The organism is Streptomyces sp. W16, from assembly GCF_033194735.1.
Classification (GTDB): domain Bacteria; phylum Actinomycetota; class Actinomycetes; order Streptomycetales; family Streptomycetaceae; genus Streptomyces.
On the sequence record NZ_JAWOAI010000126.1, the window covers coordinates 1 to 21,245 of the forward strand.

A 21,245-nucleotide genomic window follows, 5' to 3' on the forward strand; every position below is an offset into this window, starting at 1 on the left:
GTGGTGGTGCGAGCAGCTGCCGGGCCAGGGCGGCGGCCTGGACGCGGATCTCGGGGATCGCGGTGGTCTCCCACAGTTCGCCGCGCCGTGGGGCGCCGAGGGTGAACAGGGGTCGTGCGCAACGGCCTTGGGCGTCGAGGAGCCGTCCGTCGCGGGTGGCGACTCCCATGCCGAGCGGCCCCGGTACCGCCCTTCCCGTGTCGAACAGGCCGCGCCACAGGGGGTCTTCGAGCCGCTGTCCCGGTCCGGTGCAGTCGATCACCCAACCGACGTGCAGCGTGCGGCCGTTGGAGAGTGTTACCGCCAACTGCCCGTCGTCCTGCGCCGCGTCGGTGATGCTGCCGGTGTGCACCTGGAGGCGTCGTGCGGTGCGGGCCCGGGTGACCGACTCGGCGGTGGTGGGTGCCATGCGGTGGCGGTGGGTGTTCCAGATCGCGCCCTCGTGGGCGAGGAACTCCCCGCGTTCTTCGGGGGTGAGGCTGTGCCAGAGGCGTGCGGTGTGCGGGCGGAGGCTGTCGAGGGCGGGCCGCCAGTCGCCGTGGGTGCGCACGGAGCGGCTGACGTGCCGGTAGACGGTCCGGCGCAGTCCGCTCAGGGTCAGGTCGCGCGGCCACCTGGGCGCCTCCATCGGGCCGGCCGGCCCCAACGCGTGCGGCTGCGGCAGGAGTCCGCTGCGGGAGGCGGCGTGCACGGTGCGTTCGGGGCGGGCGAGGGTGAGGGCGAGGTCCACGGCGGTGAGGCCGGTGCCGACGAGGAGGATGTCGGCGGTGTCCTCGCGTACGGCGTCCAACGCACCGGGATTCCAGGGCGAGTCGACGAAGCGGGGCGAGGTGCGCAGCTCGGGCGGGGCCCAGGCGGCCGTGGGGGCGGCGGGTCCGGTGGCGAGGACGGCGCTGTCGGCGGTGAGGAGTCCCCCGTCGGCGAGGTGGAGTTCCACCGGGCCTTCGGGGGTGCCGGTACAGCTCTCGGCGCGGGTCCGCAGGCGGCGTACGGAGACCGTGCCGTGGGAGCGGACGACGGCCTGGGCGAGGGTGTCGGCGAGGTAGGCGCCGTACCGGTAGCGGGTGGCGAAGTCGGCGCCGCCGACGGTGGGTTCGCCGTGCCGGCAGAGCCAGCGGGTGAAGTGGCCGGGGTCGTCGGGGTAGCAACTCATGCCGCTCGCGGGGACGTTGAGGCGGTGGCGTGGGTCGGGTGTGGCGTAGGCGGTGCCGCGGCCGGCCTCCGGGGCCGGGTCGACCAGCACCAGGTCGAGGGGGGTCCGGCGGCGCGTGGCGCTCTCGCACAGCTGGACGGCGGTCAGGGTGCCTGCCGCGCCCGCTCCGACGATCGCCGTGGTGGGCCGCTTGCGGACTTGGGTCACGAATGCCTCCGGCGTGGTCTGCCGCGGAGCCGCCGAAGCGGAACTCCGCCTTCAGCTCCTTCCTCACTATTCCGACCGGGTAGGTGGGGAAGCCATGGCGGGACGGGGATCTCACCGGATACTCAGGGCACCGGCCGGCGCCTTCATACTCTGTTCACACTCGCGGAGCGTCCGACAACCGTGGTTTCAGGCCTTCTTTCAGGCTCTCTTCACAGGAATCTCAGGTTGGGGCCCTGGGATTCAAAGATTCAACCCATGGAAGTGACGCAGGATGCAACGGCACTGGTGATCTCGTCGCGTACGGCCAGGGGGTGTGCGCGACATATGGAGGAAGGCCTGCCGTGGGCGTGTCGCACATATCCAACCGGTCCGGGAATGCGTCGGAGAGGTGGTCCCGGCGTGGGGTCCTCACCGTGCTCGGGGTGGTGCCGGCGGCTGTGCTGACCGGTTGCAGCGGCTCGGCGGGCGCCGCGGAGAGCGCCTCGTCCGGTGGCGCCTCGGCGACGGCGTCGGTGAAGTCCGCGAAGACGCCGACCGTCACGGTCTCGCCCGCCGACGGCACGAAGAAGGCCGATTTCTCGGCCCCGGTCACGGTGACGGTGACCGACGGGACGTTCGCCACGGTGAAGGTGACCGGCAACGACGGCTCCACGCTGGCCGGGACCTTCAACGACGCCAAGACGAAATGGACTTCCACGAAGAACCCGTACTCGGGCACGAAGTACACGGTCGCGGCGCAGGCGCAGGACGCCACCGCGAAGACGACGACCTTCACCACCAAGTCGCCCGGTGAGACCTTCGTCGGCTACTTCACCCCCGAGGCGAACTCCACCTCTGGCGTCGGCATGCCCGTGTCGATCAACTTCACGCACGCGGTCAAGGACCGCGCCGCCGTCCAGAAGGCGATCACGGTCACCGCCGAGCCCGCCGTCGATGTGGTCGGCCACTGGTTCAGCGACACGCGGCTCGACTTCCGGCCCGAGACGTACTGGGCGGCCGGCACGAAGATCACGCTCGGCCTGCGGCTGAAGGACGTCGAGGGGCAGGACGGCATCTACGGCATCCAGTCGAAGGACGTCACGTTCCACATCGGGCGCGAGCAGATCAGCACGGTCGACCTGTCCAGCAAGGAGATGGTGGTCAAGCGGGACGGCAAGACCCTCGCCACCTATCCGGTCAGCGGCGGCAACGCCCAGCACACCACCTGGGCCGGGATCATGGTGATCAGCGAGCGGTTCAAGCAGACCCGCATGGAGTCCTCGACGGTCGGGCTCGGCGACGAGTACGACATCTCCGACGTCCCGCACGCCCAGCGCCTGACCACCTCCGGCACCTTCGTGCACGGCAACTACTGGGCGTCCACCTCGGTGTTCGGCAGCGAGAACACCAGCCACGGCTGCGTGGGCCTGCACGACGCGAAGGGTGCCGGCAACAGCTCGGTGGCGGGCTACAAGTTCTACGACAGCTCGATGCTGGGTGACGTGGTCATCGTGAAGAACTCGGGAGACAAGACCGTGGCGGCGGACAACGGCCTCAACGGCTGGAACCTGTCGTGGGCGGACTGGAAGGCAGGAAGCGCTCTCTGACCCCGCCGGGGCGACATCTCGGAAACCTCCCTCTTTCACCGTCTGAACTCCCGTACGCCGAAAGGACTTTCACGGCTTCACCTCTTGACGGCCGGAGTGGCTGAGAGCACATTGACCGCGCACCCACTGCGTGAGAGCGCTCTCAACCAGCTGGGGCACCCGCACCCCCACTCCGTATCCGAGAGGCACCCATGAGTGAAACCTCCGGCACGCAACGCAGACCCCGTCCCTTCCGGCGTGTCCTGATCGCCGCCCTCAGCACCCTCGGCCTGGCCCTGGCCACCGCCACGGCCTTCACCCTGCCCGCGGACGCCTCCGCGCCCACGCCCCCGACGGGCTGGACGCAGCTCTTCCTGGACGACTTCACCGGCACCGCGGGCTCCGGCGTCTCCACCACCAACTGGCAGTACGACACCGGGACTTCGTATCCGGGCGGCGCCGCCAACTGGGGCACGGGCGAGGTCGAGACGATGACCTCCTCCACCAACAACGTGGCACTCGACGGCAACGGCAACCTGCTGATCACGCCGCGCCGGGACGCCTCCGGCAACTGGACCTCGGGCCGTATCGAGACCAACCGCACGGACTTCCAGCCGCCGGCCGGCGGGAAGCTGCGGGTCGAGGCCCGCATCCAGATGCCGAACGTCACGGGCTCGTCGGCGCTCGGCTACTGGCCCGCCTTCTGGATGCTGGGCGCGCCGTACCGGGGCAACTATCAAAACTGGCCCGGCGTGGGCGAGTTGGACATCATGGAGAACGTCCAGGGTCTCAACACCGACTGGGCGACCATGCATTGCGGCACCAGTCCGGGCGGTCCCTGCAACGAGACGACCGGCATCGGCGGCAACACCGCCTGTACGGGGACGACTTGTCAGGCCGGCTTCCACACGTACGCCATGGAGTGGGACAGGTCGACGAGCCCCGAGCAGATCCGCTTCTACCTCGACGGCGTCAACTTCCACACGGTGAACGCCAATCAGGTCGACGCGACCACCTGGGCCAACGCCACCAACCACGGCTTCTTCATCATCCTGAACGTGGCGATGGGCGGCGGCTTCCCGGCGGCGTACGGCGGCGGCCCGACCAGCGCCACCGACCCGAACCATCCGATGACGGTGGACTACGTCCAGGTCCTCCAGTCCACGGGCAGTGGGAGCGGTACCACGACCCCGCCGACCGGCAGCCGGGACGCCTACAGCGCCATCCAGGCCGAGTCGTACGACAGCCAGTCCGGCACGATCGCCGAGACCACCACCGACACCGGCGGCGGTCAGGACATCGGTTCGATAGCCAACGGCGACTGGGCGCTCTACAAGGGCGTCAACTTCGGCTCCACGGCAGCCACCCAGTTCTACGGCCGGGTCGCGAGCGGTGCGGCGAGCGGGGTGAGCGGTCTGGTGCAGGTGCGCCTGGACAGTCCGACCGCGACGCCGATCGGCAGCTTCTCGCTGGCCGGCACCGGGGGCTGGCAGTCATGGCGGACGGTCCCGGCGAACATCAGCTCGGTCACCGGCACCCATGACGTCTATCTCACCTTCAGCAGCGGCCAGTCGGCGGACTTCGTGAACGTGAACTGGTTCGACTTCGGCCACTGATACCGACTCCCCACGGGGGAAAGGGGCTTCACGCGTGCGTGCGTGGGGCCCCTTCTCCTTTCCGTCCGTCCGGCCGGACGGTGCAAGTGAGGCACCTCGGGGAGGCGAACGTCCGCGCTCCGGCGGGGCAAGATCACGACCGACTTCCTCTCTCCTGCTAGCCCCTGCCTTCCATCGCAGGTCAGCGGCGCGCACCTCCAAGGGCGGCGTCCGGCGCGCGATGGACCGTAGTAGACCGGTCGGCTAGCTTCGGTTGTGCGACGCGGATCGGGCGTCGAGCCCCCTTTCCCCTCACACCCGGAGCAAAGCCATGAACAACCACAGTCGCCGGGACGGCATTCACCCCTTCCCGGCCGGTATGGAGTCGCGGGAGATCGAGACCAACGGCGCCACCATCCACGTACGCGTCGGCGGGCAGGGGCCGGCGGTCGTCCTGCTGCACGGCTTCGGCACCACGGGCGACATGTGGGGCCACCTGACCACCGCACTGATCGAGGACCACACGGTCATCGCGCCCGACCTGCGCGGGCTGGGCCTCTCGTCCAAGCCCGACGGCGGCTACGACAAGAAGAACCAGGCGGCCGACATCTGGGGTGTCCTGGACGCCCTGGGCGTGGGCTCGATCGAACTGGTGACGCACGACATCGGCATCATGGTCGGCTACGCGGTCGCCGCCACCCACCCCGAGCGCGTGAGCCGGTGGGTGGCGATCGACGCGCCGCTGCCCGGCATCGGACCCTGGGAGCAGATCACGCAGGATCCGGCCATGTGGCACTTCGGCTTCGGCGGCCACGACATGGAGCGCCTGGTCGCCGGCCGGGAGCGCATCTATCTCGACCGCTTCTGGAACGAGCTCTCCGTGGTCCCGGAGCGGTTCGACGAGGCCAAGCGCCAGCACTACGCGGCGCTCTACGCACAGCCCGGCGCGATGCGGGCGAGCTTCGCCCAGTTCCTGGCGTTCGGTCAGGACGCGGCCGACAACAGGAAGTTCCTCGCGGAGGGCAAGCTCCGGATGCCGGTGCTGGCCTTCGGCGGCGAGGCCACCTTCGGCCCCGGGATCGGCGAGGTGCTGCGGTGCGTCGCCGACGACGTCGAGGACGCGGTCATCCCGGACTGCGGGCACTGGATCACGGAGGAGCAGCCGCAGGCGACGACGGACCTGGTCGTCGACTTCCTGCGCCGGGCCCGTTGAGGCCGTCTCACCGTCTCTCCGCACAAGAACAGCAATTCACCAGTCGAAGGAAGTGGTTGGAGTCATGGACGCTGTCTACACCGCGGTCGTCACCGCCAACGGCCGGGACGGCCGTGCCACCAGCGACGACGGACACCTCGATGTCCGCCTCGCGTTCCCGCCCGCGCTGGGCGGCGACGGTCGGGGCACCAATCCCGAGCAGCTCTTCGCGGCCGGCTACGCGGCCTGCTTCACCAGCACCCTCGGCGTCGTGGGCCGGGCGGCGAAGGTTCCCACCGGTGAGATCTCGGTGACCGCGGAGATCGGCCTCGCCAAGGACGCGACGGACGGCGGCTTCGCGCTCACCGCGGTGCTGCGCGTGAAGCTGCCCGAGGCCCTGCGCGACGAGACCGGCCGCAAGCTGGTCGAGCAGGCGCACGCGGGCTGCCCGTACTCCAAGGCCACCCGCGGCAACATCCCGGTCGAACTCGTCGTGGAGTAGCAACCCGCCCCGTCCGCACAGCGATTCAAGCCCCGCCCGCACGTGAAGGAGATCGACTTGACCACCGTACGACCGCCTGCGGCCGCTCATGACTACGAGCGCATGATGGCCATGGTGACGGGCTTCTGGGTCACCCAGACGGTTCGGGCCGCCGCCCTGTACAACCTCGCGGACCACCTCGCGGCGGGAACCGACACCGCCGAGGCGATCGCCGGGGCGGAGTCCACGGACCCCGACGCGACCCGCCGCCTGCTGCGCACCTGCGCCTCCCTCGGGCTGATGACCTCCGAGGACGGCCGCCGCTTCACCGGCACACCCCTGCTGAGCACACTCCAGCAGGACGACCCGTACTCGCTGCGGCATTTCGCCATCTCCCAGTCGGCGCCCGGTCATTGGCTGCCGTGGGGCAGGTTCCCCGAAGCCGTCCGGACCGGCCGGCACCAGGTCACCGCTGCCCATGGCGAGGCGAACATCTTCGACTACTTCGCCAAGCACCTCGACGAGGCCGCGTCCTTCACCGAGTCGATGAGCAACCTGTCACGCGCGTCCGCCCTCGACATCGCCGCGGTGCTGGACACGAAGGGCGTCACCCTCGCCCTGGACGTCGGCGGAGCCGGCGGCGACGTGGTCCGGGCCATGATGCGGGCCAACCCCGAACTCGACGGCGGGGTGTTCGACCTGCCCCACATCGTCCCCGCCGCCGCCGAAGCCGCCAAGGCCGAGGGACTGGAGGGGCGTTTCACCACCGTCGGCGGGGACTTCTTCGAGTCGGTGCCGCCCGCGGACCTCTACGTCCTCAAGTACATCCTGCACGACTGGGACGACGCCGAATGCGTCCGCATCCTTGGCAACTGCCGGGCACACCTGGCGGAGGGCGGCCGTATCGCCGTCGTCGACCACCTCGTCGGGGACGCCGGGCAGCCCGGGCTCGCTCCTCTGATGGATATGAACATGCTCGACATGACGGGCGGAAGGGAGCGTCAACTCGCCGAATTCGACGCCCTGTTCACCGCAGCCGGCCTGAGCCGCGTCAAAGTGACTCCGGCCGGAGCGTTCGCCGTCATCGAAGCCCGCGCCTCAGCGTGACCTCATCGCACCGCCGCACAAAGGAGGGCGTGAACTCCGCCCGGGAAGGCCCGAGTTCTCGCTGACCGGCCCTGAGCCCCATCCCGATCCGACCGGGGTGGGGCTCCGCCGTTGCTCCGCGGCCCGCCCACGCGACCTCACCTCACCGCAGCTCCGCCCGGAACCCCGCCGGCGTCACATCCGTGTGCTGGTGGAAGAACTTGGAGAAGTTCGCCGCGTCGGGGAAGCCAACTGCCGCCCCGACGCGGCCGATCGGCAGATCCGTGTGGGCCAACAGCCGCTTCGCCTCCAGGACGACCCGCTTGTCGATGAAGCCCTTGGGAGTCTCACCGGTCGCGGCGCGGACCGCGCGGACGAGGGTGCGGCGGGAGTAGCCGAGGGCGTCGGCGTAGACGCTGACGCTGTGGTTGGTGGCGAAGCCCTTCTCCACGGCGTCGCGGAAGAGCGTGAACGTCGTGTCGGCCTGTTGCCGGGCCGCCTCCGCCGAGCTGGCCGCGAGATGCGCGAGCCGTAGGAGGAACGCGGTCAGGGAGTGTCGTAGGACTGAGGTGTGCAGGCTCAGCGGGAGCGTCTCCGTGTCCTCGTACTCGCGTTGCAGCTGGGCGAGCGAGGCGCGCAGGGCGGCGAGGCGGGGCTCGTCCGGGTGCAGCAGGGGCGGGAGGTCGTAACGGTAGAGGCCTGTCGCCTCGACCGTGGCGCGGGGGAGGAAGCCGGGCTGCATGGCCAGGGCGGTGCCGCGGTACTCGTCGGGCCGGGAGAAGCGGTGGACCTGGCCGGGGCGGATCCACAGGATGTCGCCGGGGTTCGCCTCGTACTCGGCGAAGTCGATCATGTGGCGGACCGGGCCCTCGTCGAAGAGCATCACCACATGGAAGTCGATGCGGTGGACGCGGTGCAGGGGTGCGTCCGCGTGCCAGGCGCGTCCGGGGCTCATCGGGCCGACCTGCATGCCGACGCCGCAGACGCTCAGATCGACAGGGAAGGGAAACGTTCTGATCACGTCGCCGTCACCCGCGACGCCTTGGATGGTTCTGTCCGCCATGTCCTTCTCGTGCCGCCTCAGTACGGGTTCCGGTGTCCCACTTTCACCACAGGCTGGCACACCGACACCTTCCCTCGTAAAAGTCAGACTTTTAGATTTGAAGGCGTCCGAGCAGTTCTGCCGCTCTTACCGAGGACTTCTTGAAGATGAACGCGCACACACCTGACAGCTTCGAGTGGACCGATCTCGACCGTCGAGCCGTCGACACCGCCCGTGTTCTGGCCGCTGACGCGGTGCAGAAGGTCGGCAACGGCCACCCCGGCACCGCGATGGCCCTCGCCCCTGCCGCGTACACGATCTTTCAGAAGGTGATGCGTCACGACCCCGCGGATCCCGAGTGGACCGGCCGTGACCGCTTCGTCCTCTCCCCCGGCCACACCTCGCTGACGCTCTACACGCAGCTGTACCTCGCCGGGTACGAGCTGGAGCTGGACGACCTGAAGGCGTTCCGGACGCACGGTTCGAAGACGCCTGGTCACCCCGAGTACGGGCACACGGCCGGTGTGGAGACCACGACAGGACCGCTCGGACAGGGCGTCGCGAACGCGGTGGGCATGGCGATGGCCGCCCGCTACGAGCGCGGCCTGTTCGACCCCGAGGCCCCCGAGGGCGAGTCGCCCTTCGACCACACCGTCTGGGCGATCGTCTCCGACGGCGACCTGGAGGAGGGCATCTCCGCCGAGGCCTCCTCCCTCGCCGGCCACCAGAAGCTCGGCAACCTCGTCTTCGTCTACGACGACAACCACATCTCCATCGAGGGCGACACCGCGACCGCCTTCTCCGAGGACGTGCTGAAGCGGTACGAGGCCTACGGCTGGCACACCCAGCGCATCGAGCCCGCCGCCGACGGCGACATCGACCCGCACGCGCTGTACACGGCGCTGAAGACGGCACAGGCCGAGACCGGGCGCCCCTCGATCATCGCGATGCGCACGATCATCGCCTGGCCCGCCCCGAACGCGCAGAACACCGAGGCCGCCCACGGCTCCGCGCTCGGCGCCGACGAGATCGCCGCCACCAAGCGCGTCCTCGGCTTCGACCCGGAGCAGTCCTTCGAGGTCGCCGACGAGGTCATCGCCCACAGCCGCCAGGCCCTGGACCGGGGCGCCGAGGCGCACTCCGCGTGGGACAAGCAGCTCGACAAGTGGCGCGGCGCCCAGCCCGAGCGCGCGAAGCTCTTCGACCGGATCGTCGCCGGTCAGCTCCCCGAGGGCTGGGAGCAGTCCCTGCCGGTCTTCGAGGAGGGTTCCTCCGTCGCCACCCGCGCCGCCTCCGGCAAGGTCCTCCAGGCGCTTGGACCGGTCCTGCCCGAGCTGTGGGGCGGCTCCGCCGACCTGGCCGGCTCGAACAACACCACCATCGACAAGACGTCGTCCTTCCTCCCGAAGGGCAACCCGCTGCCGGAGGCCGACCCGTACGGCCGTACGATCCACTTCGGTATCCGCGAGCACTCGATGGCGGCCGAGATGAACGGCATCGCCCTGCACGGCAACACGCGTGTCTACGGCGGCACCTTCCTGGTGTTCTCCGACTACATGCGCAACGCCGTCCGCCTCTCCGCGCTGATGCAGCTCCCGGTGACGTACGTCTGGACCCACGACTCCATCGGTCTCGGCGAGGACGGCCCCACCCACCAGCCGGTCGAGCACCTCGCCTCGCTGCGTGCCATCCCGGGCCTGAACATCGTCCGCCCGGCCGACGCCAACGAGACCGCGATCGCCTGGGCCGAGATCCTCAAGCGGCACGCCACGAAGCCCGCCCCGCACGGCCTCGCGCTGACCCGCCAGGGTGTGCCGACGTACGCGCCCAACTCCGATGCGGCGCGCGGCGGTTACGTCCTCAAGGACTCCTCCACCGAGACCCCGGACGTGGTGCTCATCGCGACCGGTTCCGAGGTGCACCTCGCCGTCGAGGCGCGGGAGCAGTTGGAGGCCGAGGGGATCGGCACCCGGGTGGTGTCGATGCCGTCCGTGGAGTGGTTCGAGGAGCAGTCGCGCGAGTACCGCGACAGCGTCCTTCCGCCGTCCGTGAAGGCCCGCGTTGCGGTCGAGGCCGGGATCGGTCTCACGTGGTACCGGTTCGTGGGTGACGCAGGACGCATCGTCTCCCTCGAACACTTCGGCGCCTCCGCCGATGCCAAGACCCTGTTCGCCGAGTTCGGTTTCACCGCCGAGAACGTCGCCGCGACAGCCAAGGAATCCCTCGCCGCCGCGCGCGGTTGATCCGATCGCCAGAAAGAAGATGATCACAGTGACCGAAGTGACCGCCACCGCGGGAGCTCTCAAGCGCCTGTCCGACGAGGGCGTCTCCATCTGGCTGGACGACCTGTCGCGCAAGCGGATCGAGTCCGGCAACCTCGCCGAACTCGTCGACACCAGGAACGTCGTCGGTGTCACCACCAACCCCTCCATCTTCCAGGCCGCCATCGGCTCCGGCGAGGGCTACGAGGAGCAGCTCGCCGACCTGGCCGTGCGCAAGGTGACGGTCGAAGAGGCCGTGCGGATGATGACCACCGCCGACGTCCGCGCCGCCGCCGACATCCTGCGCCCGGTGTACGAGGCGACCGGCGGCCGGGACGGCCGGGTGTCGATCGAGGTCGACCCGCGGCTCGCCCACAACACGGCGGCGACCATCGCCGAGGCCAAGCAGCTCTCCTGGCTGGTGGACCGCCCCAACGTGATGATCAAGATCCCGGCGACGAAGGCCGGTCTCCCGGCCATCACCGAGGTCATCGGCGAGGGCATCAGCGTCAACGTCACGCTGATCTTCTCCCTGGAGCGCTACCGCGAGGTCATGGACGCCTACCTGGCCGGCCTGGAGAAGGCGCAGGCCGCGGGCATCGACCTGGCGACCATCCACTCCGTGGCCTCCTTCTTCGTCTCCCGCGTCGACTCCGAGATCGACAAGCGCCTGACCGCGATCGGCACGGACGAGGCCCTCGCTCTCAAGGGCAAGGCGGCGCTCGCCAACGCGCGGCTCGCCTACGAGGCCTACGACGAGGTCTTCGCCGGTGAGCGGTGGAGCGCCCTCGCGGGTGCCGGGGCCAACAAGCAGCGCCCCCTGTGGGCCTCGACCGGCGTGAAGGACCCGTCCTACAAGGACACCCTCTACGTCGACGAGCTGGTCGCGCCCGGCACGGTCAACACCATGCCGGAGGCCACGCTGAACGCCACCGCCGACCACGGTGACATCCACGGCGACACGGTGACCGGCGGCTACGCGCAGGCCCGCGCCGACCTGGACGCCGTGGAGCGGCTCGGGATCTCGTACGACGTGGTCGTCAAGCAGTTGGAGGACGAGGGTGTCGCCAAGTTCGAGGTGGCCTGGCAGGACCTGCTGGACGCCGTCGCGAAGTCGCTGAGCGGCAAGGGGGTCGACGGGGAATGAGCAAGGAGCTTCCCGAAACGAAACCGGCCGAAGCAGCCGTGCAGGCGCTCACCGTCGAGGAACTCACCGACGCGCTGGCCGCCGACTGGGACAACCCGCTGCGCGACGAGCGCGACCGCCGGCTCCCCCGTATCGCGGGCCCGTCCGGACTGGTCATCTTCGGGGTCACCGGTGACCTGTCCCGCAAGAAACTGATGCCGGCCGTCTACGACCTGGCCAACCGGGGCATGCTGCCGCCGGGCTTCTCCCTCGTCGGGTTCGCCCGGCGGGACTGGGCGGACCAGGACTTCGCGCAGGTCGTGCACGACTCGGTGCGCGAGCACTCCCGGACCGAGTTCCGCGAGGAGGTCTGGCAGCAGCTCGCCGAGGGCATGCGGTTCATCCCGGGCGACTTCGACGACGACACGGCGTTCAAGCAACTGCGCGCCGCAGTCGACGAGTTGGACACCTCCCGAGGGACCAGTGGCAACTACGCGTTCTATCTCTCCGTACCGCCGAAGTTCTTCCCGAAGGTCGTCAAGCAGCTCAAGAAGCACGGGCTCGCGGACGCGCCGGAGGGAGCCTGGCGGCGCGCCGTCATCGAGAAGCCGTTCGGCCGCGACCTGAAGAGCGCGCGTGAGCTGAACAAGATCGTGCACGAGGTGTTCGACCCGGACCAGGTGTTCCGTATCGACCACTACCTCGGCAAGGAGACCGTCCAGAACATCCTGGCGCTGCGTTTCGCCAACCAGATGTACGAGCCCATCTGGAACCGGTCCTACGTCGACCACATCCAGATCACGATGGCCGAGGACATCGGCATCGGCGGGCGCGCCGGCTACTACGACGGCATCGGTTCGGCCCGTGACGTCATCCAGAACCACCTCCTGCAGCTGATGGCGCTGACCGCCATGGAGGAGCCGATCGCCTTCGACGAGGAGGCGCTGCTCACCGAGAAGCTGAAGGTGCTGAAGTCGGTGCGGCTGCCCCGGGAGTTGGGCGAGCACACGGTGTTCGGGCAGTACGCGGAGGGCTGGCAGGGCGGCGAGAAGGTCGTCGGCTACCTCCAGGAGGACGGCATCGACCCGCAGTCGAAGACCGACACCTACGCGGCCGTCAAGTTGGAGGTGGACAACCGCCGTTGGGCGGGCATCCCGTTCTACCTGCGCACCGGCAAGCGGCTCGGGCGGCGGGTCACGGAGATCGCGGTGGTCTTCAAGCGGGCCCCGCACTCCCCCTTCGACTCCAGTGCCACCGAGGAGCTGGGCCAGAACGCGATCGTCATCCGCGTCCAGCCCGACGAGGGCATGACGGTCCGGTTCGGTTCGAAGGTGCCGGGCACCTCGATGGAGATCCGGGACGTGTCCATGGACTTCGCCTACGGCGAGTCGTTCACGGAGTCGAGCCCGGAGGCGTACGAGCGGCTCATCCTGGACGTACTGCTCGGCGACGCCAACCTGTTCCCGCGCCACCAGGAAGTGGAAGAGTCCTGGAAGATCCTCGACCCGATCGAGGAGTACTGGGCACAGAACGGCAGGCCCGCGCAGTACTCCTCGGGCAGTTGGGGTCCCGAGGAGGCGGACGAGATGCTCGCACGAGACGGACGGAGCTGGCGCAGGCCATGAAGATCGACCTGAGCGACACCACGGCAAGCAAGATCAACAAGGCGCTGGTGCAGGGTCGCCGTGACATCGGCACCCCTGCCGTGGGCATGGTCCTGACGATGGTCATCGTCACGGACGAGGAGAACGCCTACGACTCGATCAAGGCGGCCGAGGAGGCCTCGCACGAGCACCCCTCGCGCACCCTGGTCGTCATCAAGCGGCACGCCCGCACCCCGCGCGACCGCACCAACTCGCACCTCGACGCCGAGGTCCGGGTGGGCGCCGACGCGGGCACCGGCGAGACGGTCGTGCTGCGGACCTACGGCGAGGTGTCCGACCACGCCGACTCCGTGGTGCTGCCGCTGCTGCTGCCGGACGCGCCGGTCGTCGTGTGGTGGCCGGTGGGGGCGCCCGAGGTCCCCTCGAAGGACCCGCTGGGTGCCCTCGCGCAGCGCCGGATCACCGACCTGTACGCGGCGGAGAACCCCCTTGAGGCCCTGGACGCCCGCGCCCGTTCCTACGCGCCCGGCGACACCGACCTCGCCTGGACGCGGCTGACGCCGTGGCGTTCCATGCTGGCGGCGGCCCTCGACCAGGCCAAGGCCAGGATCACCTCGGGTGCCGTGGAGGCCGAGGCCGACAACCCGGCCGCCGAACTGCTGGCGCGCTGGCTGGAGGCGCGGCTGAAGGTGAAGATCGACCGCGTGGTCACCGCCGGACCGGTCGTCACCGCCGTACGCCTGGGCACCGCGGCCGGCGAGGTCGTCATCGACCGCCCCGACGGCCCCCTTGCAACGCTGTCCCTGCCGGGGCAGCCCTCCCGCACCCTCGCGCTGAAGGTCCGCACCACCTCCGAACTGATCGCCGAGGAGCTGCGGCGCCTCGACGCCGACGAGATGTACGCCATCGCCCTGCGGGCCGAGGGCACCAAGGAGACCCCCAGTCATGTCTGACTCCCCCAAGCTCGTGCGGCGGCCCGAGTGGGCCGCTCTGGAGGACCACCGAGCGGGTCAACTGCACCCGCAGTTGCGTGAGTTGTTCGCGGCGGACCCGGGGCGCGCGGAACGGTACGTGGTCACCGTCGGCGACCTCCGCATCGACTACTCCAAGCACCTGATCACGGACGAGACCCTCGCCCTGCTCCAGGAACTCGCCACCGCCACCGGCGTGTTCGGCCTGCGGGACGCGATGTTCCGCGGCGAGAAGATCAACGTGACGGAGGACCGCGCGGTCCTGCACACCGCGCTGCGTGCCCCGCGTGACGCGGTGATCGAGGTCGACGGCGAGAACGTGGTACCGCAGGTGCACGCGGTCCTCGACAAGATGGCCGGCTTCGCGAACCGCGTCCGCTCCGGCGAGTGGACCGGGTACACGGGCAAACGCATCAAGAACATCGTCAACATCGGCATCGGCGGCTCCGACCTCGGCCCGGCGATGGCGTACGAGGCTCTCCGCGCGTTCACCGACCGCTCGCTGACGGTCCGCTTCGTGTCGAACGTGGACGGCGCCGACCTGCACGAGGCCACCCACGACCTCGACCCGGCCGAAACTCTGTTCATCGTCGCGTCCAAGACGTTCACCACGATCGAGACGATCACCAACGCGACGTCCGCCAGGACGTGGCTCCTTGAGGGTCTGGGCGGTGACGACAAGGCGGTCGCGAAGCACTTCGTGGCGCTGTCGACGAATGCCGGAAAGGTGTCGGACTTCGGCATCGACACGGACAACATGTTCGAGTTCTGGGACTGGGTCGGCGGACGCTACTCCTACGACTCGGCCATCGGGCTGTCGCTGATGATCGCCATCGGCCCTGACCGCTTCCGCGAGATGCTCGACGGTTTCCACCTCGTCGACGAGCACTTCCGCACCGCGCCCGCCGAGTCCAACGTGCCTTTGCTGCTCGGCCTGTTGGGCGTCTGGTACGGCAACTTCTTCGACGCGCAGTCGCACGCGGTACTGCCGTACTCGCACTATCTGTCCAAGTTCACCGCCTACTTGCAGCAGCTGGACATGGAGTCCAACGGCAAGTCCGTGGACCGGGACGGGAACCCGGTGGAATGGCAGACCGGCCCGGTGGTCTGGGGCACGCCCGGGACCAATGGCCAGCACGCCTACTACCAACTCATCCACCAGGGCACGAAGTTGATCCCGGCGGACTTCATCGGCTTCGTCAACCCGGTGGCCGAGCTGAGTGACGGGCTCAAGGCGCAGCACGATCTGCTGATGGCCAACTTCTTCGCCCAGACGCAGGCGTTGGCGTTCGGCAAGACGCCCGACGAGGTGCGCGCGGAGGGCGTGGCGGAGGAGCTGGTGCCGCACAAGACCTTCAAGGGCAACCACCCCACGACCACCATCCTGGCCCGCGAGCTGACCCCGTCGGTGCTCGGCCAGCTCATCGCGCTCTACGAACACAAGGTGTTCGTCCAGGGCGCGGTCTGGAACATCGACTCCTTCGACCAGTGGGGCGTCGAGCTGGGCAAGGTCCTCGCCAAGCGCGTCGAACCCGCCCTGACCGAGGGCGCGGACGTGCCCGGTCTCGACTCCTCCACCGCCGCGCTCGTGGCGACCTACCGGACTCTCCGCAATTCCCAGGATTCTCAGGAAGTGAACTGACATGCAGCTCGGACTGATCGGCCTCGGCAAGATGGGCGGCAACATGCGCGAGCGCATCCGCCGCGCGGGCCACACCGTCATCGGATACGACCGCAACCCCGAGATCTCCGACGTGAGCGACCTGGCCGAACTGGTCGACAAGCTCGAAGCGCCGCGCACGGTCTGGGTGATGGTCCCGGCCGGCGCCCCGACCCAGTCGGTCGTCGACGAGCTGGGCGAGCTGCTCCAGCCCGGCGACACGGTGGTCGACGGCGGCAACTCGCGCTGGACGGACGACGAGAAGCACGCCGAGGAGCTGGGCGCCAAGGGCATCGGCTTCGTCGACGCGGGCGTCTCAGGCGGCGTCTGGGGCCTCAAGAACGGCTACGCGCTGATGGTCGGCGGCGACGCCGAGAACATCGCGAAGGTGCAGCCGATCTTCGACGCGCTGAAGCCCGAGGGCGAGTTCGGCTTTGTGCACGCGGGCAAGGTGGGCGCCGGGCACTTCTCGAAGATGGTTCACAACGGTATCGAGTACGCCATGATGCAGGCGTACGCCGAGGGCTGGGAGCTGCTGGAGAAGGTCCACTCCGTCACGGACGTACGCGAGGTCTTCCGCTCCTGGCAGGAAGGCACCGTCATCCGCTCCTGGCTGCTCGACCTCGCCGTTAACGCCCTTGACAGCGACGAGCACTTGGACAAGCTGCGCGGTTTCGCGGAGGACTCCGGCGAGGGCCGCTGGACCGTCGAGGCGGCCATCGACAACGCGGTGCCGCTGCCCGCGATCACGGCCTCCCTGTTCGCGCGGTTCGCCTCGCGTCAGGACGACTCGCCGCAGATGAAGATGATCGCGGCGCTGCGCAACCAGTTCGGCGGCCACGCCGTCGAGACCAAGTAGGCGCGCCGTGGGGGATCTTCTGCTGGTCCGCCACGGCGAGACGGAGTGGAGCGTGTCGGGCCAGCACACCAGCTGGACCGACCTGCCCCTCACCCGGCACGGCGAGGAACAGGCCAAGTCCCTCGCCCCGCTCCTGGCGGGCCGGACCTTCGCACTCGCCCTGACCAGCCCACTGGACCGCGCGATACGCACCGCCGAACTCGCGGGCATCACCGGGGCCGTACCCGACCCCGACCTGCACGAGTGGGACTACGGCGGCTACGAAGGCGTCACCACCGTCGACATCCACCGCACCCGCCCCGACTGGTACCTGTGGACCGACGGCGTGCCACCCGGGCCGGCCGGACACCCCGGCGAGTCCCCGGACGAGATCGCCGAGCGGGCCGACCGGGTGCTGAAGCGGGTGGACAGCGCGCTCGTCGACGGTGATGTGGTCCTGGTGGCGCACGCCCATTTCCTGCGCGTCCTCACGGCACGCCGGCTGGGCCTGTCGGCGGCGGACGGCCGGCTGTTCCAGCTGGCGACCGGCACGGTCAGCCGCCTGTCCACCGAGCACGACCGCCCGGTGATCGCGGAGTGGAACACCCGACCGTAACAGCGGCTCAACTCCTCGGCCCGGACCGCGCGTTGACGCGCGGTCCGGGCCGTCTTCGTCCCCTGTGCCCGCGGCCTCCGCGCGGCTAGAGTCCCGTTTGATGGAGATCAACGATCTGACACCGGCCGAGGAACAGGTGTGGCGGGCCTTCCCGCTGGGCGAGTCCGTGGACTTCCGTACGGCGGAGGACGAGGACGTCGCCCTCGGTGGCGACTGGGGTCCCGAACGGACCGTGCGCGCCGCGGTGTTGCGGGCGCTATTGCTCAACGGGCCACAGGAGGCAGGTGAGATAGCGTCACTCAGCCTGGAGGGCGCCCGGATCACCGGCCGGCTCGACCTGCAGTACGCGACGATCGACCACCCGGTGCGGCTGCGGTACTGCTACTTCGACGAGGTGCCCCGCTTCTACGCCTGCCGGCTGCGCGAACTCAACTTCGGCGACTCGGTGCTGCCCGGTCTCACCGCCCACGCGATGCGGGTGGACGGCGTGCTGCGGATGACGCGGTCCCGGTTCCGCGGAGTGGTGCGGCTCGCCGGGGCGAAGGTCTCCGGGAGCCTGTTCATGGAGGGCGCGGAGATCATCGCTCCGGACGCCGAGGAGCCGGTGCTCCAGCTCAACCAGGCGGCCGTGGGCGACGATCTCCGGGCCGTCGGCCTGCGCACCCGGGGTCAGATACGGCTCAGCGGCGCGAGTGTCGCCGGGTCGGTCAACCTCAACACGGCGCACCTCTCCAATCCCGGGGGCTCCGCGGTCGACGCCGAGATCCTCGCCGTGGAAGGCAACGTCCTCGTCCGGGAGGCCCGCGTGGACGGCTGGGTGGGCCTGCGCGGCGCCCGGATCGCGGGTCGGCTGGACCTGTCGAACGCGATCCTGTCGAACCCGGGCGGACCAGTACTGCTGGCGAGCAGCACCACCATGGGAGAACTCTGGCTGCGCCAGAGCCCGCCCATGCAGGGGGGACTCGTGCTGCGCAGTGCCCAGATCGACGTGCTGCTGCTGGAGCCGGAGGCCGTGCCGGAGCAGGTCTTCCTCACCAGCCTCAGCTACACCTCGCTCATCCCGCACGAGCCCGCCGAGCGCCGGCTGACCATGCTGGAGCGCGACGGCGACGGCTATGTCCCGCACGCCTACGAGGAGTTGGCCGCCGCTTATCGCCGCGTCGGCGACGACTACGCCGCTCGCAATGTCCAACTGGCCAAGCAGCGCCGCCTGCGCGGCACCCTCCGGTGGTACAACCGGATCTGGGGCTACGCCCAGGACGCCACCGTCGGCTACGGCTTCCGCCCGCTGCGCGCCTGCGCCTGGCTGCTGTCGCTGCTGGCCATCGGCTCGATCGCCTACGGCCTGCACCAGCCCCCCGCCCTCAAGGCGTCCGAGGCCCCGCACTTCAACGCGATCTTCTACACCCTCGATCTGCTGCTGCCGGTGATCTCCTTCGGCCAGGAGGAGGCGTTCGCGCCGACCGGCGGGTACCAGTACCTCGCCTACGCCCTGATCGTCACCGGCTGGGTCCTGGCCACGACGGTCGTCACCGGTGTGACCAGGACCGTCAGCCGCCAGTGAGCCGCTTCGCGGTGTGCTGGGCGGCCAGTCGCACCGGCGCGTTCAGGGCGCCGTAGCCGCGGTGGTCGCCGTCGCGCTGGACGAGTTCGAAGAAGACCCGGCCGACGGTGCGGGTGTAGCAGTGCCGGAACTCGCCGCCCGCGTCCCGGTCGTAGAGGATGCCGAGGTCCTGGTACGTCTCCAACTCGCCATCGGCGAAGGTGAATCGGGCCGCGAGGTCGTCGTAGTAGTTCGCGGGCACGCGCAGCAGCCGGCCACCGGACTCGCGGAAGCGGCGGGCCGCGGTGACCACGTCCTCGGTGGCGAGGGCGACGTGTTGGGCGTGGGCGCCGTCCTCGCTCGGGGCCGCGCCTACGCTCAGCGCGATACGGACGCTGCCGTCGGGGGTGGTGACGGCGCGGCTGCGGAGCAGGCCGTAGGGGTCGGCGACGTCGACGCTCTCCTGTGCCTGGAGGCCAAGGACGCTGCGGTGGAAGAGAGTTGCCTCGTCGAAGTGGTGCCAGGGCTGGGTGAGCGCGAGGTGGTCGATGCGCCGGATGCCTGTCCCTGCGGGCAGTTGAGCGGGGGTGTCGGTGAAGTCGGCGCGCCAGCCCGGGAGTTCGGGGGTGGTGCGGGCGCAGAAGAAGAGTTCCGTGCCGTCCGGTGCGGCCACGGCGTCGAGCGGGGCATCCTCGGGGGTACGACGGCGGGGCAGGACCGGCGCGAGGAGGGCCTCGGCGCGGCGGGCGGCGCCCTCGGGGTCTGGTGACTCCAGGCCGATCGCCGCCAGGGCCGTGCCGTCCCGTCGTAGGGCGGGGCCGGTGTTGACCAGGATGCGGGCCTCGCCCTGCTGCCACAGGTCCACCGGTTTGCCGCGGTGCCGGGCTGCGCGGGCGAAGCCGAGGGCGCCGAGCAGCGCGGAGACGGGTTCGGCGTCGGGGGTGACGAGTTCGGCGAAGGCGATGCCCGTGGGAACGACGGGGGCGGGGGGCTCCAGTACGCCGACCGCCTCCTGGAGGACCAGCAGCGAGCGGTGGGCGTCGACCGCCGTGGGGCCCGCTTCCGCCTGCCGGAACACGTCGTTGAAGATCTCCAGCGAGAGCGGGCCGTCGTAGCCCGTGCCCAGGACCTGCCGTACGAGTCCGGCGACGTCGAAGCCGCCCTGGCCGGGGAAGCAGCGGTAGTGGCGGCTCCACTGGAGGACGTCCATCGCGAGCAGCGGGGCGTCGGCGAGTTGGAGGTAGAAGATCTTCTCGCCGGGGATGTCCGCGATGCCCTTGAGGTTCTCGGGGTCGGAGCTCCGCGACAGGATGTGGAAGCTGTCCAGGCAGGTGCCGAGTGCGGGGTGGTCGGCCGTCTCGACGATGCGCCAGGCGTGGTCGTACGTGCTGACGTGCCGTCCCCAGGCGAGCGCCTCGTAAGCGACGCGGACGCCGAACTCCTGGGCGAGGTCGGCGAGTTGGCTCAGTTGTGCGGCGGCGAGGGTGTCGTCGTCCTCGGCGAGCGGGGAGACGCTGGAGCAGACGAGGACGGTGTCGGTGCCGAGCCTGCGCATCAGCTCGAACTTGTGCCGGGCGCGGCGCAGATTGCGGGCGAACTCGGCCTCGGGCACCGCCTCGATGTCCCGCATCGGCTGGTAGAGGTCGATGGTCAGACCGAGGTCGGCGCAGCGGGCGCGGATCTCCTCGGGCGTCAACGGGCTGGCGAGGAGGTCGTTCTCGAAGATCTCGACGCCGTCGAAGCCGGCCCGGGAGGCGGCGGTGAGCTTCTCGGTGAGGGAGCCGCTGAGGGAGACGGTGGCGATGGACGTACGCATCGGGGTACCTCTCAATTTCGCTGCGGGCACGGCCAGTTCGGTGCGGGCGCGGCTATTTCTGGGCGGGCACGGCTCTATTTCGGTGCGGGGACGGCACCGGCCAGCTCGGCGATGTCCGCGAGCATCCGCGCACTGTCGGGTTCCCGGCCGGTGAACAGGCGGAACGCGTCCGCCGCCTGGAAGACCGCCATGCCGCCGCCGTCGAGGGTGGCGCAGCCCAACGCGCGGGCGGTGCTCAGCAGTTGGGTCTCCAGCGGGCGGTAGACCACTTCGGCCACCCACAGCGCGGAGTGCAACAGGCGTGCGGGAAAGGGCAGTCCGGGGTGGGCGGCCATCCCGGTGGGGGTCGCGTGGACGATGCCGTCGGCGTCGGCGAGCAGTTCGGGCAGCCGGTCGGGGGTGGCGCCGGCGGCGCGGCCCGGGCCGAAGTGGCGGTTCAGGGAGTCGGCGAGGGCGTTGGACCGTTCCGGCAGCGCGTCTACGACGGTG

General features: G+C 69.9%; 16 protein-coding genes and 1 pseudogene. 13 read left to right on the forward strand and 4 right to left on the reverse strand.

The genetic code is table 11. The features are described from left to right. Positions 1-1,360 (reverse strand): FAD/NAD(P)-binding protein (locus tag R6V09_RS18730; protein ID WP_317882552.1); only part of this gene is annotated, 1,360 nt, incomplete at its 3' end. Between the two features lie 341 nt (positions 1,361-1,701). Between R6V09_RS18730 and R6V09_RS18735 the strand changes: the two genes are divergently transcribed. The 5 genes from R6V09_RS18735 (at position 1,702) to R6V09_RS18755 (ending at position 7,300) form a co-directional block, all read left to right on the forward strand. Next, positions 1,702-2,946 carry a L,D-transpeptidase gene (locus R6V09_RS18735; RefSeq protein ID WP_317882553.1) on the forward strand — a complete coding sequence of 415 codons (1,245 nt, stop codon included), beginning with the start codon at positions 1,702-1,704 and terminating at the stop codon, positions 2,944-2,946. A 191-nt stretch (positions 2,947-3,137) separates the two neighbouring features. After that, positions 3,138-4,541: a glycoside hydrolase family 16 protein gene (locus R6V09_RS18740; protein ID WP_317882554.1), complete on the forward strand. Its 1,404-nt coding sequence runs from the start codon at positions 3,138-3,140 to the stop codon at positions 4,539-4,541. Between the two features lie 310 nt (positions 4,542-4,851). Then, entirely contained in the window at positions 4,852-5,733 is an 882-nt protein-coding gene (locus R6V09_RS18745) for an alpha/beta fold hydrolase (RefSeq protein WP_317882555.1), read from the forward strand. A gap of 64 nt (positions 5,734-5,797) precedes the next feature. Beyond that, positions 5,798-6,214: an organic hydroperoxide resistance protein gene (locus tag R6V09_RS18750; protein ID WP_317882556.1), complete on the forward strand. Its 417-nt coding sequence runs from the start codon at positions 5,798-5,800 to the stop codon at positions 6,212-6,214. A gap of 57 nt (positions 6,215-6,271) precedes the next feature. Further along, positions 6,272-7,300, forward strand: coding sequence for a methyltransferase (locus tag R6V09_RS18755; RefSeq protein ID WP_317882557.1), 1,029 nt, complete (start codon positions 6,272-6,274; stop codon positions 7,298-7,300). 142 nt (positions 7,301-7,442) lie between these two features. Here the strand turns inward: R6V09_RS18755 and R6V09_RS18760 are convergent, their stop codons facing one another. Next, positions 7,443-8,342 (reverse strand): helix-turn-helix domain-containing protein, encoded by a 900-nt coding sequence (locus R6V09_RS18760; protein WP_317882558.1) that lies wholly within the window; start codon positions 8,340-8,342, stop codon positions 7,443-7,445. A 146-nt stretch (positions 8,343-8,488) separates the two neighbouring features. Here R6V09_RS18760 and tkt point away from each other — a divergent pair, with 146 nt between their 5' ends. The 8 genes from tkt (at position 8,489) to R6V09_RS18800 (ending at position 18,961) form a co-directional block, all read left to right on the forward strand. Continuing rightward, positions 8,489-10,564, forward strand: coding sequence for a transketolase (tkt, locus tag R6V09_RS18765; RefSeq protein WP_317882559.1), 2,076 nt, complete (start codon positions 8,489-8,491; stop codon positions 10,562-10,564). Between the two features lie 19 nt (positions 10,565-10,583). Then, positions 10,584-11,729: a transaldolase gene (gene tal, locus R6V09_RS18770; protein WP_317882560.1), complete on the forward strand. Its 1,146-nt coding sequence runs from the start codon at positions 10,584-10,586 to the stop codon at positions 11,727-11,729. Then, positions 11,726-13,333, forward strand: coding sequence for a glucose-6-phosphate dehydrogenase (zwf, locus tag R6V09_RS18775; protein ID WP_317882561.1), 1,608 nt, complete (start codon positions 11,726-11,728; stop codon positions 13,331-13,333). The genes tal and zwf overlap by 4 nt, the downstream gene beginning before the upstream one ends. After that, positions 13,330-14,265: a glucose-6-phosphate dehydrogenase assembly protein OpcA gene (gene opcA / locus R6V09_RS18780; protein ID WP_317882562.1), complete on the forward strand. Its 936-nt coding sequence runs from the start codon at positions 13,330-13,332 to the stop codon at positions 14,263-14,265. The genes zwf and opcA overlap by 4 nt, the downstream gene beginning before the upstream one ends. Then, entirely contained in the window at positions 14,258-15,925 is a 1,668-nt protein-coding gene (gene pgi / locus R6V09_RS18785) for a glucose-6-phosphate isomerase (RefSeq protein WP_317882563.1), read from the forward strand. The genes opcA and pgi overlap by 8 nt, the downstream gene beginning before the upstream one ends. Before the next feature lies 1 nt (position 15,926). Beyond that, positions 15,927-16,802 carry a phosphogluconate dehydrogenase (NAD(+)-dependent, decarboxylating) gene (gene gnd / locus R6V09_RS18790; protein WP_317882564.1) on the forward strand — a complete coding sequence of 292 codons (876 nt, stop codon included), beginning with the start codon at positions 15,927-15,929 and terminating at the stop codon, positions 16,800-16,802. Between the two features lie 7 nt (positions 16,803-16,809). Then, positions 16,810-17,397 carry a histidine phosphatase family protein gene (locus tag R6V09_RS18795; RefSeq protein WP_317882565.1) on the forward strand — a complete coding sequence of 196 codons (588 nt, stop codon included), beginning with the start codon at positions 16,810-16,812 and terminating at the stop codon, positions 17,395-17,397. Between the two features lie 100 nt (positions 17,398-17,497). Next, on the forward strand, positions 17,498-18,961 hold the full coding sequence (locus R6V09_RS18800; RefSeq protein WP_317882566.1) for a membrane-associated oxidoreductase: 1,464 nt from the start codon (positions 17,498-17,500) through the stop codon (positions 18,959-18,961). Here R6V09_RS18800 and R6V09_RS18805 read toward each other — a convergent pair. Continuing rightward, positions 18,948-20,756, reverse strand: a complete 1,809-nt coding sequence (locus R6V09_RS18805; RefSeq protein WP_317882567.1) for a bifunctional sugar phosphate isomerase/epimerase/4-hydroxyphenylpyruvate dioxygenase family protein — start codon at positions 20,754-20,756, stop codon at positions 18,948-18,950. The two genes, R6V09_RS18800 and R6V09_RS18805, sit on opposite strands and share 14 nt — an antisense overlap. A 74-nt stretch (positions 20,757-20,830) precedes the next feature. Beyond that, positions 20,831-21,245: pseudogene (locus tag R6V09_RS18810) on the reverse strand (shikimate dehydrogenase); the annotation flags it as partial.

Bases quoted from the DNA above. Each gene is read 5' to 3' on its own strand.
- pgi (WP_317882563.1), top strand. From the start codon at position 14,258: ATGTCTGACTCCCCCAAGCTCGTGCGGCGGCCCGAGTGGGCCGCTCTG.
- gnd (WP_317882564.1), top strand. From the start codon at position 15,927: ATGCAGCTCGGACTGATCGGCCTCGGCAAGATGGGCGGCAACATGCGC.
- zwf (WP_317882561.1), top strand. From the start codon at position 11,726: ATGAGCAAGGAGCTTCCCGAAACGAAACCGGCCGAAGCAGCCGTGCAG.
- R6V09_RS18760 (WP_317882558.1), bottom strand. From the start codon at position 8,342: ATGGCGGACAGAACCATCCAAGGCGTCGCGGGTGACGGCGACGTGATC.
- opcA (WP_317882562.1), top strand. From the start codon at position 13,330: ATGAAGATCGACCTGAGCGACACCACGGCAAGCAAGATCAACAAGGCG.
- R6V09_RS18800 (WP_317882566.1), top strand. From the start codon at position 17,498: ATGGAGATCAACGATCTGACACCGGCCGAGGAACAGGTGTGGCGGGCC.
- tkt (WP_317882559.1), top strand. From the start codon at position 8,489: ATGAACGCGCACACACCTGACAGCTTCGAGTGGACCGATCTCGACCGT.
- tal (WP_317882560.1), top strand. From the start codon at position 10,584: ATGATCACAGTGACCGAAGTGACCGCCACCGCGGGAGCTCTCAAGCGC.
- R6V09_RS18745 (WP_317882555.1), top strand. From the start codon at position 4,852: ATGAACAACCACAGTCGCCGGGACGGCATTCACCCCTTCCCGGCCGGT.
- R6V09_RS18805 (WP_317882567.1), bottom strand. From the start codon at position 20,756: ATGCGTACGTCCATCGCCACCGTCTCCCTCAGCGGCTCCCTCACCGAG.
- R6V09_RS18740 (WP_317882554.1), top strand. From the start codon at position 3,138: ATGAGTGAAACCTCCGGCACGCAACGCAGACCCCGTCCCTTCCGGCGT.
- R6V09_RS18750 (WP_317882556.1), top strand. From the start codon at position 5,798: ATGGACGCTGTCTACACCGCGGTCGTCACCGCCAACGGCCGGGACGGC.